Origin of the sequence: Planktotalea frisia, from assembly GCF_001890925.1 — a bacterium.
Classification (GTDB): domain Bacteria; phylum Pseudomonadota; class Alphaproteobacteria; order Rhodobacterales; family Rhodobacteraceae; genus Planktotalea; species Planktotalea frisia.
The window spans coordinates 47,956-60,479 of sequence record NZ_MLCB01000021.1 but is presented as its reverse complement, the minus strand read 5'-3'; the positions used below and the strand labels follow the sequence as shown (position 1 = coordinate 60,479).

12 protein-coding genes are annotated in these 12,524 nt (G+C 52.8%); 2 read left to right on the top strand and 10 right to left on the bottom strand.

Going from position 1 to position 12,524, the window contains the following annotated elements:
• The coding region (locus PFRI_RS01555) for a Type II secretory pathway, pullulanase PulA (RefSeq protein ID WP_175549219.1) at positions 1–545 on the top strand (545 nt) is incomplete at its 5' end.
• A gap of 185 nt (positions 546–730) precedes the next feature.
• A complete protein-coding gene (locus PFRI_RS01550) occupies positions 731–1,333 on the top strand; it encodes a Hint domain-containing protein (RefSeq protein WP_072629005.1) in 603 nt (200 codons plus the stop codon).
• Between the two features lie 89 nt (positions 1,334–1,422).
• Here the strand turns inward: PFRI_RS01550 and PFRI_RS01545 are convergent, their stop codons facing one another.
• From PFRI_RS01545 to PFRI_RS01495, 10 genes are all read right to left on the bottom strand, one after another.
• Positions 1,423–2,979, bottom strand: coding sequence for a hypothetical protein (locus PFRI_RS01545; RefSeq protein ID WP_072629004.1), 1,557 nt, complete (start codon positions 2,977–2,979; stop codon positions 1,423–1,425).
• A 254-nt stretch (positions 2,980–3,233) separates the two neighbouring features.
• Positions 3,234–5,438 carry a 3-hydroxyacyl-CoA dehydrogenase NAD-binding domain-containing protein gene (locus PFRI_RS01540; RefSeq protein WP_072629003.1) on the bottom strand — a complete coding sequence of 735 codons (2,205 nt, stop codon included), beginning with the start codon at positions 5,436–5,438 and terminating at the stop codon, positions 3,234–3,236.
• Positions 5,435–5,788, bottom strand: coding sequence for a hypothetical protein (locus PFRI_RS01535; RefSeq protein ID WP_072629002.1), 354 nt, complete (start codon positions 5,786–5,788; stop codon positions 5,435–5,437). The genes PFRI_RS01540 and PFRI_RS01535 overlap by 4 nt, the downstream gene beginning before the upstream one ends.
• Positions 5,789–5,797: 9 nt before the next feature.
• Positions 5,798–7,009, bottom strand: coding sequence for an acetyl-CoA C-acetyltransferase (locus PFRI_RS01530; RefSeq protein WP_072629001.1), 1,212 nt, complete (start codon positions 7,007–7,009; stop codon positions 5,798–5,800).
• Between the two features lie 223 nt (positions 7,010–7,232).
• A complete protein-coding gene (locus tag PFRI_RS01520) occupies positions 7,233–7,877 on the bottom strand; it encodes a glutathione S-transferase family protein (RefSeq protein WP_072628999.1) in 645 nt (214 codons plus the stop codon).
• A 288-nt stretch (positions 7,878–8,165) separates the two neighbouring features.
• Entirely contained in the window at positions 8,166–9,305 is a 1,140-nt protein-coding gene (locus PFRI_RS01515; protein ID WP_072628998.1) for an acyl-CoA dehydrogenase family protein, read from the bottom strand.
• Positions 9,306–9,318: 13 nt separating this feature from the next.
• A complete protein-coding gene (locus tag PFRI_RS01510) occupies positions 9,319–9,531 on the bottom strand; it encodes a hypothetical protein (protein ID WP_072628997.1) in 213 nt (70 codons plus the stop codon).
• 48 nt (positions 9,532–9,579) lie between these two features.
• On the bottom strand, positions 9,580–11,361 hold the full coding sequence (locus PFRI_RS01505; protein ID WP_072628996.1) for an acyl-CoA dehydrogenase C-terminal domain-containing protein: 1,782 nt from the start codon (positions 11,359–11,361) through the stop codon (positions 9,580–9,582).
• A gap of 97 nt (positions 11,362–11,458) precedes the next feature.
• Entirely contained in the window at positions 11,459–11,845 is a 387-nt protein-coding gene (locus PFRI_RS01500; RefSeq protein WP_072629009.1) for a MerR family transcriptional regulator, read from the bottom strand.
• A gap of 253 nt (positions 11,846–12,098) precedes the next feature.
• A complete protein-coding gene (locus PFRI_RS01495) occupies positions 12,099–12,467 on the bottom strand; it encodes a MerR family transcriptional regulator (RefSeq protein ID WP_072628995.1) in 369 nt (122 codons plus the stop codon).
• Between the last annotated feature and the right edge of the window lie 57 nt (positions 12,468–12,524).

The window sequence follows — 12,524 nt, the reverse complement described above, 5'->3', positions numbered from 1 at the left end:
GTCTTCAAGGTTGGATACATCTTAGCACGCTGTCCAGTTTTGCCGGACCACTTCAGTTGACACCTCAAGGTCGACTTTGGAAGCACTCAACCTTAGCGGATATAGATGGCATCGTAAGTACGGATGAACTGGCAGCGATGTTTTGTGTGACTTTAGTACGTAATCCGTGGGACCGGGCGGTGAGTTATTATCATTGGTTGCGCGCGCAAGATTTTCGCCATCCAGCCGTAACGCTTGCTAAACACCTAGAATTTGAGCCGTTTATACGTGACGACAATACCGTCAAAGCGTTTCGCGCATGGCCAGCAGAGGCGTATATGCGCGATGCGGCAGGTGTGGAACACTGTGCAAAATACATCCGTATCGAGCATCTTGAAGAAGATATCCAGCCGCTCCAGAGCCACCTTGGTTTCGCCCTAAACGTGCCTTTTGCAAATGTTTCAAAGCGCGCGCGAGATTACCGAATCTACTATAACGATTCACTTGCTGAGTTTGTTGGCACGATTTGCGAAATTGATGTTTTGCGGTTCGAATATCGATTTTGACCACTTATGGGGAATTTATTGTAATCATTCCCCGCATTCGAACCGGCTTTGTTCTTAAAATAGAAACAGTGCCTTGTTTTCTCCGTTTTTCAGCCCTTTGGCGGCCTTGGCTGAGGTGTCTAAGTCTAGGTGCTGCTAAGTCGTTCTGCTGCCCCTGGAACGACGCATCTTTTGGGAATTGAAAAATGTTAGATTGGAATACACAGGCGTCACAAAGTGCGCCGCACCTTATGCCTTCAGTTGAAGCAACTGGAATCCTTGTTGGCACATCTATTGCCACATCTTTTGGCTGGCGCCCTATCGAAGCAATCTGCTGCGGCGATATGGTGTTAACCTTTGATCATGGTTTTCGTTCGGTTGTCGGTGTCCGACGCGTTCTTCTTTGGGACGGTCGCGGTGAATGCCCTAAAGCTTTGCGTTCGGTACGCATCGGCGCAAACGTTCTTGATAACACGCAAGACGTTGATGTTCTGCCCGAGCAAGGCATCATGGTTGAGAGCGACGCAGCGGTTGATTACCGCGGTGACCCTTTTGCAGTTCTGATGCCACGTTCTATGGAAGCCTATGGGTTTGCGGACATTGTTGAACAGAGCCTGCCTATTGAAGCGGTTGTTCTTGAGTTCGAAGATGACGAGGTTGTTTACGGACAATCCGGCCTACACTTTCACATCCCCAAAGCGGGCGATCTGTTCGTCGAAGTGGACCCAGCGCTTCAGTACAAAGTGCTGAACACAGAAGAGACGTTCGAGCTTCTTGAAGATCTCAACGCAGCGCACCAGCAGCAATAAGCGCTTAACTTCAGTTCCCAAAACGTGAAAAGGGCCCGCAGATTGCGAGCCCTTTGTCATTCTGAGTGATCGCTGGCTCTAGGGTACGCTCAGCGCGCGGTAATCTGAATCACTTCATAAGGGTTCAGGGACACATTGATGACCGGAGACCGATAGACGAAATCGGTCAACTGAGCGCGCGTGTCATGTTCGTTCAAATAATACGTCTCGCCATCAATCTGCACCGATAGCGCGTCAACGCGCCCCTCGCTGGGATCCCAGATTTGGCCGTCTGACGTCGCACGGTCATACCCAATTTGGACTCCCTCCGCCGAGCTGAAGCCGGGGATGATTTCTCTGAGGTCCACCGTAAAATTCTCTTGGGCGGTCGTGTTGCTGCCAAAGTAGAACACAAACTCGCCATCGCGCTCGTAGGCTGCAATCTCCATGCCGTTCTCGACGCTTTCAATATCGAGCTTGATAAGCTCCGTACCGGGCAGAGCTTCGGACATAAGATCGAAAATCGCACCGCGCACCGTTTCAACCACTCGGCCCTGTGCGTCGGTTTCAACGACGCCATCATCGTCAGGTCCACCCAGATCGTTTGTAGTATTGTGGACAATCGGCCAGACTTGGGCACTGTCGACCCCCAGCTCGATCATGTTTTCCACCATTTCCACATGGATCGCCATACTGCGCAACCCATTGCAAGTACAGTTGCCCATTTTCAGGTTCCATTCGGTAATGTGAAAATCCAAGTCCTGGCTGAAGCGGCTTTGCCAGACGTCGAAGTCCACATCCATGTACCTGATTTCGCCAGAATTATTCTCGAAAGGGATCGGGGATTTGTTCCAGTAGTAATGCTCGACAACCCCGTCAATCTCCGCAAGTGTCGAAGTGCTGAACTGATCAATGATTGTGTTATTGGCCGCTGTTAGACGATCAATGAAACCAGCGCTGCTGCGTGAAGAGGTGTATTCGGACTCATTATAGGTCGATGCCATTTGAACGATGATATCGGCCTCTTCGACACCTGCGGCGTCCATACCGCTAGCGAGCGCTTGCACTGCGATGTTGGCACGCTGGCCATATTCGGTCTCGCCCATGAAGGCCCAGTATTCATTTCCAATCTCAAAGGCCGAAATTTTGTCGCCATATTCTTGCATGACCAATTCCGCCCAGGTGTCTAGATCGTCACCATAGCTGGACAGGGGAGTTGTGGTCGGGATCGTCAGAATGACATCGGCATCAATGCGATCCATGAAAGCCTTCAGTTCAGGGCGTAGATCACCCTCTGTTGTCAACTGGGTGATATCAAGCGTATCCAAACCGTCCACATCCCCAGGGTCCATCTCTGCTTGACCTGCTGGAAAGCGGACACCGTCGATTTCAAAAGCATCCATTGCACTATTGAAAGTGTCGGTCGGTATGCCATCATCAGTGTGCACCGAATAGACCGCATTTGCACCGAACAAATCATTCGGGACGATTAGGCCGGTCCGTACGATTTCATTAGGCTCATCGGGTTCGATGGGTCTGATTGTTGCATCAGCGTCATCAGCCTGAAGGGTTTCACTGTTTTCGGTTTCAAATGCAATATCGTCGGAACCCGAAGAGTCGAACATCAACAGAAGCAACGGTAATAATAGGAGAATTGCTATACCCATCTGAACGGTTCCGCGTCTGAGTCTTCTGAACATTTCTAACGTGGGTTGATGGGGCTAATGCTGCAAGTTTCTAAAATGCAGACCTGAAACTGCAAATATGCAGATCTCTGAATTTAATAACTGAATGCTGCCAAAATTCAGAGCAAACTGACAAAATCAGCCTGTGCCAAGACTGGTGCTGCCCAGACAAACTACCTATGAAAAGCAAATAGGGCGCACCGAAATGCGCCCTATTGTACTGGATTTGAAGTCAATCAGGCCACTGCGGCTTTTTCGTTGCCAAACCGTCCATAGAAACTTTGGTTTTTTGCTGCCATTTCGCGTAGCAAATCAGGGCATTTGAAACGCTGACCGAACTGCGCTTCGAGCTGATCACAACGCTCCGCCGCATAAGCAGACCCGAGCATGTCGAGCCAGCTCAGCGGACCACCGGACCAAGGCGCAAAGCCCCAACCCAAGATCGCGCCAACATCGCCTTCGCGAATGTCCATGAGCACGCCTTCTTCCAGCGCGCGCACAGCTTCCAAACACTGCGAGAACATCAAACGGTGCTGCACATCGATCAGGCTAGGTTGCTCGTCAGACACGGGGAACTTGTCGCGCAGACCCGGCCAGATGCCGACGCGCTTGCCTTTGTCGTCATACTCGTAATAGCCCGCGTTCGCCTTGCGACCCATGCGGCCCTGATCGAAGAGATAGAACAGAACGTCATCCGCAGCCCCCGCGTCATAGGCATTGCCCAACGCTTCTTTCGTGGCTTTCGCGATCTTCACACCTAGGTCAATCGATGTCTCATCGTTCAACTGCAAAGGACCAACAGGGAAACCAAGCTGACGCGCGGCGTTGTCGACCAGCGCGGGTTCTACACCTTCGCCAACCATGCGCACGCCCTCGTTAATGTAGGGAATGATACAGCGGTTTGCGTAGAAGAAACGCGCGTCGTTCACAACGATTGGCGTCTTGCGGATCTGGCGCACATAGTCGAGCGCTTTGGCCACCGCGCGATCCCCTGTTTCAGCGCCTTTGATGATTTCCACCAGCAGCATTTTCTCAACGGGTGAGAAGAAGTGAATGCCGATGAACTGCTCTGGACGCTTGGACGCTTTCGCGAGGTCACTGATCGGGAGCGTCGAGGTGTTGGAGGCAAAGATGCAATCCTCTGGGATCACCGCTTCGACCTTGGCAGTGATTTCTGCCTTGACCTTCGGGTCCTCGAACACTGCTTCGATGATTAGGTCCGCACCCTCAAGAGCGTTCAGATCAGTGGTCGCAGTGATCAGATTCAAAAGTGCGTCTTTCTTCTCAGGCGTCGCTTTCTTGCGCGCGATGCCTTTGTCCATGAAGCTTTCAGAATAGGCTTTGCCCTTGTCGGCTGCTTCTTGGCTCTGGTCGATCAGTACGACTTCCATGCCTGCTTGTGCAGAGACTAGCGCGATGCCTGCACCCATCATGCCCGCACCTAAAACGCCAATCTTTTTAACACGTTGGTCAGGCACATCCGCAGGACGCACAGCGCCCTTTTCAAGCGCTTCTTTGTTGATGAACAAAGAGCGGATCATCGCAGAGGAAGAGGGGTTCATCAGGATATTGGTGAACCAACGTGCTTCTATCTTTAACGCTGTGTCGAAAGGGACAAGCGCGCCTTCATAGACCGCGCTGAGCAATGCTTTCGCAGCGGGAAACGCGCCTTGGGTCTTGCCGTTTACCATTGCAGAGGCACCGACAAATGTCATGAAGCCAGCCGGATGATAGGGCGCGCCGCCGGGCATCTTGTAGCCCTTCGCGTCCCAAGGTTTCAGCAAGTCTGCGTCTTTGGCAGAGAGCACCCAAGCACGTGCGTCAGCCATTGGATCAGCGCTGACTTCGTCGATCATACCAGCAGCTTTCGCCTTGGCAGGGTTCAACAATTTGCCCTCTAGCAGGAACGGTGACGCCGCCATCGCGCCCATTTTGCGCACGAAACGCGTGGTGCCACCAGCGCCGGGGAAGATACCGACCATGATTTCTGGCAGGCCGATTTTGGCCTTTGGATTGTCCGCGCAAAAGCTGCGGTGCGTACAAAGTGGCAGCTCAAGGCCAATGCCAACAGCCGTGCCTGGAAGCACAGAAGCAATCGGCTTGCCGCCTTTGTTGGTCTTGGGGTCCATGCCCGCGCGCTCGATTTTGCGCATCAGCGTGTGGATTTGCATGATGCCCTCGAACAGACCTTTTGCAGCATCCTCGCCAGCGGCGGCTTTCATGTCTGCAAGCACGTTCAAGTCCATTCCGCCCGCAAAGCTGTCAGGCTTGCCGGACGTGAGGATAATACCCTTGACGGTCTCATCACCTAGCGCGTCGTCGATATGCGCCTCGAGGTCGATGAAACCCTGTTGGTTCATCACGTTCATGGTCTTGCCAATGGCATCCCATGTGATTGTGGCGATGCCATCGGCATCTTTGATCATAGTAAAATCGGTCATGTATCTCTCCTGATACGCGAAGGGCTGCTCATTGGCGCGCTCTTGGCGGCAAAGGGTTTCTTTTTCTGCGAAGCGGTCGAGGCAATTTCGCTTTTGATTTGGTCTAGCATTTCGGCAGGGTCCGCGGCTTTGAGGGTCACATGTTTGTGGTAGTCAAAGCGTTGACGATCCATGGCAGAGCCGGGATCACCCTCAAGCCGAAACACGATATCGTGGCTGGATGTGTAGAGCCGGATCAACTCGCCTTCATAGATGTTCACTATTTCGAGCACATCAAAACCGCTCGCAACTGCAAGAGCTTTGATCGCTACAAAAGGATGTGCATCTCCTATGGGGCGGTTTTGATCCATCTGCTTGTGTTACACTCGCTCGATGATCGTGGCAGCGCCCATGCCGGACGCGATGCAAAGCGTGGCAAGGCCAACGCCTTTGCCTGTGCGCTCTAGCTCGTCCAAAAGCGTGCCGATGATGATCGCGCCCGTCGCACCCAATGGGTGACCCATCGCGATAGAACCGCCGTTCACGTTGACCTTGTCGTGATCCACATTGAACGCCTGCATAAATCGCATAACGACAGAGGCGAAGGCTTCGTTCACCTCAAAAAGATCGATATCAGAGATGCTCATGCCGTTGTCCGCGAGGATCTTCTCGGTCACAGGAACAGGGCCTGTGAGCATGATCGTCGGGTCTGTGCCAATCTTCGCCGTCGCACGGATTTTTGCGCGTGGCTTAAGGCCATGACGAATGCCGAACTCTTTGTTACCGATCAAAACAGCTGCTGCACCGTCTACGATACCGGACGAGTTACCTGCGTGGTGGATGTGATTGATCCGCTCAAGATGTGGGTATTTCATCAGCGCGATCTTGTCGAAACCGGGCATGACTTCGCCCATCGCTTGGAACGCAGGATTGAGCGAGCCAAGGCTTTGCATGTCCGTCTGTGGACGCATGTATTCGTCATGCTCAAGAATCGGAATGCCGTTTTGATCGTTGATGCCGATCACAGCCTTGCTAAAACGGCCTTCGTCCCAAGCAACCTTGGCGCGGCGCTGGGATTCAACCGCGAGCGCGTCTGCTTCGTCGCGTGTGAAACCATATTCTGTTGCGATAATGTCGGCAGAGATACCTTGCGGTACAAAGTACTGATCCATCGCGATGCTTGGATCGACTGCAATTGCAGCACCGTCGCTGCCCATTGCAACACGGCCCATCATCTCTACGCCGCCTGCGATATAGCCGTCGCCTGCGCCGCCTTTGACTTGGTTCGCGGCGAGGTTAACGGCTTCCATGCCGGACGCGCAAAAACGGTTGATCGCGAGACCCGGGATGCGTTCATCGAGATCGGAGGCGAGCACGGCAGAACGCGCAAGACAGCCGCCTTGCTCCATCACTTGCGTGACGTTGCCCCAGATCACATCTTCGACGGCGTGGCCGATCAGATTGTTGCGCTCTTTAACTGCGTTTAACGTTTGCGCAGAAAGGCGCAGCGATGTGACTTCATGCAAAGCGCCGTCTTTGCGGCCCTTGCCGCGCGGTGTGCGCAACGCGTCATAGATATAAGCTTCGGTCATTTATAGGCTCCTGTTTTGAGCAAGTATTGCGTCAGCGGCGTCACGCAGCTGTCTGAGTTCTGTTCGGTCTAATTTGATGAAGGCATTATTGCCGCCACTTTTAATTCTTAAGGCTACGTTCTGGGTTTCCTCGACGTCCCAAATGGTGAGGCGTTTTGTGATCTGATGCTTTCGCCCAAAACGACCGCCGAAAAAGAGCTTTTGCAGCCAACCCCACATGTTTCTAAGCGCGGTCAGCAGGGCTGCCGGGCATTAAATCATATGGGTGTTTCCAGCCTGGTGTCTGCTCGATCCGTGTGAGCCAAGCATCGATATGGGGCCAGTCCGCGCGGTCGAAACCGAAGGGTTCTGGGTAAAACAAGTAGCCGCAGCATGAGATGTCCGCGACCGTGATTGCGTTGCCGACGATCCAGTTTTTGTCCGCAAGGTGGTCATTGAGCACAGCGTAAGCTGCTTTGAGACGTCCTTGGTGAAAGGCGATGACTTCTTTGGGGCGTTTGTCTTCTGGCAGGAAATTCATCAAGAATCGGGTTGGGCCTGCGACCGAGCTTAGCTTGTGATTGTCCCAGAGCACCCAACGCAAGACTTCGCGGCGTTCTTCAGGAGTAGATCCTGTAAGCTTTTGGCTGAGATGAACGACGTAGTCTTGGATCGCGCCGGACTGCGTGATGGTGTAGTCGTGATCCGTGTCAACGAGCGCTGGAACCTCGCCCATCGCGTTGACGTTGGATTTGAAAGCGTCCGAACGTGCTTCGCCACCAAAGAAATCAACGTAGACAGCCTCCCACGCCAGACCTGATAATTCCAAAGTCAGCGCGGCTTTGTAAGCGTTACCGCTTTCGCCAAAACAATAGAGCTTCAATGTCATACGTATGATCCTTTTTGAGAGAGCAGACTGGGGGTTTCACACCCCCAGACCCCCGTGAAGTTTATTTAGAAAGATGAAGGGGGTCGTTTACGCCCCATTAAGGTTAACGCGTTAGCTTTGGTGCGGCATGGCAGACTGGAGAGTTGAGCCTTGTGAAAGGTGAAGCCCCATCGCCCTGCGCAGGTGCCGCCTAGCGAGACTGCGAGGCGGGTGATGGGGTGAACTATCATCGCTTCATCTTTCAAAATAAACTTCTCCCAGGCGGTCGAGATCAAGACGCGCTATTACTTACTTAAAACTACGAGCGATCAACTCTTTCATGATCTCGTTGGTTCCACCGTAAATCCGCTGTACGCGGGCATCAGTCCACATCTCAGCGACGGCATATTCCTGCATGAAACCGTAGCCACCATGAAGCTGTAAGCATTCATCAAGAACTTCGCCTTGCGTGTCGGTTAGCCAGTATTTTGCCATTGCAGCTTTTTCGACAGTGAGTTCGCCTTTGAGGTGTTCCGCGATGCATTCATCCAAGAATGCACGCGCGACGGCTGTTTTGGTTTGGCATTCCGCTAACTTGAATCGCGTGTTCTGGAACTGCATAATTGGACCGCCAAAAGCCTGACGTTCTTTGCAATACTCAATCGTGCGTTCGACGGCGCCTTCCATGGCACCAACGGCACCACAGCCGATGATCAAGCGCTCTTGTGGGAGCTGCTGCATCATCTGATAAAAGCCTTGGTTCTCCTCGCCGCCGAGGATGTTTTCTGGCGCAATCTCTACATTGTCAAAAAATAGTTCAGATGTGTCCGCCGCATGCGCACCGATTTTGTCGAGATTGCGACCGCGCGCGAATCCTTCAGCGCCCTCTGTTTCGACGATTACCAAAGATGTGCCTTTAGAGCCTTCGGAAGGGTCTGTCTTCGCAGCAACCACGATCAAGTTGGCGTGCTGGCCGTTGGTGATAAAAGTCTTTTGACCCGTGAGACGATACGAGTTGCCCTCTTTGATCGCGCGGGTCTTGATCGCTTGTACGTCAGAGCCGCCAGAGGGCTCGGTCATCGCCAATGCGCCGACCAATTCGCCGGAGATCATCTTTGGCAATAGGCGTTTCTTTTGCTCTTCGGTGCCGCATTGCAGAATGTAATGCGCAACGATGCCAGAGTGGATGCCGTGGCCCCAACTCGCCAGATTGGCGCGGGATGCCTCTTTGAGGATCACCGCTTCGTGGCCAAAATCGCCGCCGAGACCGCCGTATTCTTCGGGAATAGAAGGGCAGAGCAAGCCAAGATCGCCAGCTTCTTTCCAGGTCTCGATGTCCATCTGGCCCTGTTTGCGCCATTTGCCGTACTTGGGGGCCCATTCGGTGTTGATGAAGTTCGATGTCATCTCTGCGAGCATCTTGTGCTCGTCCGTCATCCAATGGCTCATAGTAATCTCCCCATTACCGTTTGCGCGCGTCTAGGTCTGCGTTGAACAACCGCAACCGGTGCGGCAGGTTTTCGGCATCTGTGACGCTGTCGAAGTTTTCAAATAGAAAAGACAGCGCTTCTCCGTCGTCCAGTCCTGCTTCGCTCGAAAACCGTTTTAGGCGGCGATAGCCGTCCTCTGTCATAGAGACCGGAAAACGACGAGTGAGGCGAAACCGTTTTGGCAAAGCGTGTCCTTTTCGTAAGGTGCGTGGTTCTTCACGCACCCTCCCTTATCAGAAGTTAGCCGCGTCCAGCGCCATCACTGTATCCGCACCGCTTTGGATGCGTGTCAGATGCAAAGCCGTCGCAGGCAGTTGACGTGCCATATAATAACGCCCCGTCGTCAGCTTCGTCTCGTGGAACGCTACGTCGGATGTGCCACTCGCAAGAGCTTCGCGCGACGCTTTGGCCATACGCGCCCACATCAGACCAAGGCAAACATGACCAAACATGTGCATGAAATCATTCGAGCCAGCCAGCGCGTGGTTCGGGTTTTTCATACCGTTTTGCATGAAATACATGCCCGCAGCCTGAAGATCTTTGGACGCAGCTTTCAGGGGTTCAATAAAATCAGCATCATATGCTTCATCCTGACCTGAGTTGTCTTTGCAGAACGTCTTTACCAGATCGAAGAAAGCCATCACATGCTTGCCGCCGTCTTGTGCCAATTTACGGCCTACGAGATCAAGTGCTTGAACGCCATTCGCGCCTTCATATATCATCGCAATGCGGGCATCGCGCGTATATTGGGACATGCCCCATTCTTCGATGTAGCCGTGACCGCCGTAGACTTGCTGGGCTTTAACAGTCATGTCGTAACCTTGATCGGTCAAGAAGCCCTTAATTACGGGCGTCAAAAGGGACACGAGACCATCGGCGTCTTTGTTTCCGGAACGATGCGCGTCATCGATCATTGTCGCACCCCACAAAAGAAACGCGCGCGCGCCCTCTGTAAAGCTTTTCTGATCCATTAAAGAACGGCGAATATCGGGGTGTACGATCAACGGATCAGCTGGGCCTTCGGGATTTTCGGTACCTGTAACAGCGCGACCTTGCAGACGGTCCTTCGCGTAATCAACCGCGTTTTGATAGGCCGCGTCCGCTTGCGCGAGACCTTGCATGCCAACACCCAAACGCGCTTCGTTCATCATTGTGAACATCGCGCGCATGCCTTTGTGCTCGTCGCCCAAAAGGTAGCCCGTCGCTTCGTCATAGTTCATCACACAAGTGGAGTTGCCATGGATGCCCATCTTTTCTTCGATAGAGCCAACCGCGACGCCATTGCGCGCACCCAAGGAGCCATCGTCGTTCACGTTGAACTTCGGCACGATGAAGAGCGACACGCCTTTGATGCCCTCTGGGCCACCCTCGATTTTGGCGAGAACCAAATGGATGATGTTCTCGGCCATGTCGTGCTCACCCGAAGAGATGAAGATCTTTTGACCTGTAATCTTGTAAGAGCCGTCTTCCTGAGGCGCGGCTTTCGTGCGCATCAGGCCGAGGTCTGTGCCGCAGTGTGGCTCTGTCAGGTTCATCGTGCCTGTCCATTCACAGGACACCATGTTTGGCAGATATTTGTCTTTCTGCGCGTCTGTTCCATGCGCCAAGATGGCGGAAGCTGCGCCATGGGTCAGGCCCTGATACATCGTGAACGCTTGGTTGGAGGCAGAGAACAATTCGCCCACGGCTGTGCCCATGATGGCTGGCATATTTTGGCCACCATACTGCTCTGGCATATCCAGACCGGGCCAGCCGCCTTCTTTCACTTGCTCAAACGCTGCTTTGAAACCTGTTGGCGTGCGCACAACGCCATTTTCTAAGGTACACCCTTCGGTGTCACCGATTGTGTTCAGTGGCTGAAGCACATCAGAGGCAATCTTGCCCGCTTCTTCAAGGACAGCGCCTGTGAAGTCTGCTTCCAACTCGTCGTAGCCCGGGATTCCAGACTCTGTTGCTTTCAAAACATCGTGGATGATGAACTGAAGATCTTTAGTTGGGGCTGTATAGCGAGGCATGGGCCACTCCCTAGTAGGTCAAAAACTGTGGTTTCGTATTTCTTATCTGGTGTCGCTGTTCAAACGGGTCTGACAGCAAGGTGTAGAAACGGCCGTGTTATTCGGCCGCTTTTCGTGCTTGGTTCATGGAGCTGACGATTTTCTCGCCCCATTTGATCTGCTCACGCAAATCATCGATTGCACTGTCGAGTTCGTCGCGTTGACCGATTAGATCGTTCAGACGGTCATGCGCGATTTCGAGTGTGCGGTTCATTTGCGTGTGCTGCTGATCGCCCACATGGTACAGGTCGAGCAGTTGGCGGATTTCCTCAAGGCTGAACCCAAAGCGCTTGCCGCGCAGGATCAACTTAAGGCGCGCACGGTCACGTTTGGTGAACAGGCGCTTCTGGCCGTCCCGCTTGGGGAACAGCAATTCTTTTGACTCATAAAAACGCAAAGTGCGCGGCGTCACATCGAAAGTGTCGCACATTTCACGAATGGTCATTTGTGTCTCAGTCGGTTGCATAATCTCTCACTCATCCTGGCGTTCATGTGTGATCACCTGGGCGTTAGAATCATCGTTACAATGAATGCTCAGGTTTACGTAGTAGGTACGTTACGTCAATTAAAGGTTTACGTAACTTACACCAGCGTAATGCACTAGATGGGTTAGAAAAGAACGGGGAACAACCGTAAGAATGCGTCAAAATCGCCTAAAAATTGTATTTAAAGGACTATAAAAGCGCTTTGAAGGCCAGCTATTGCAGCTTGTTCAAGGTTTGTTGACGTAGAGAGCGCAGTTCTTTGATTGCGTCTCCAAGTTGTAGCGCTTGGTCTTCAAGCTCGACCAACTGGCGATCGGCCATTTCCACAAATGCGGTGCGCTGGGCGTCAGTGCCTTCATTTTCATAGATTTTTAGCCACTGACGAATTTCTTCAAGTTTGATGCCAAACTTGCGCCCACGCAGAATCAGCGTCATCCGCGCGCATTCGCGCGAACTATAAAACCGCGATCGCCCTTCACGTTCAGGCTCGAGCAGTTCTATATATTCATAATAGCGTAAAGTACGCGGCGTCACATCAAAACGCGCGCACATTTCTTTAAAACTGAGCCTGACTTCGGACATTCTTAGCACTCCTGACCCTAACGTTAGGCCTGCTGCGCGCGAAGGGCAACCACTGGA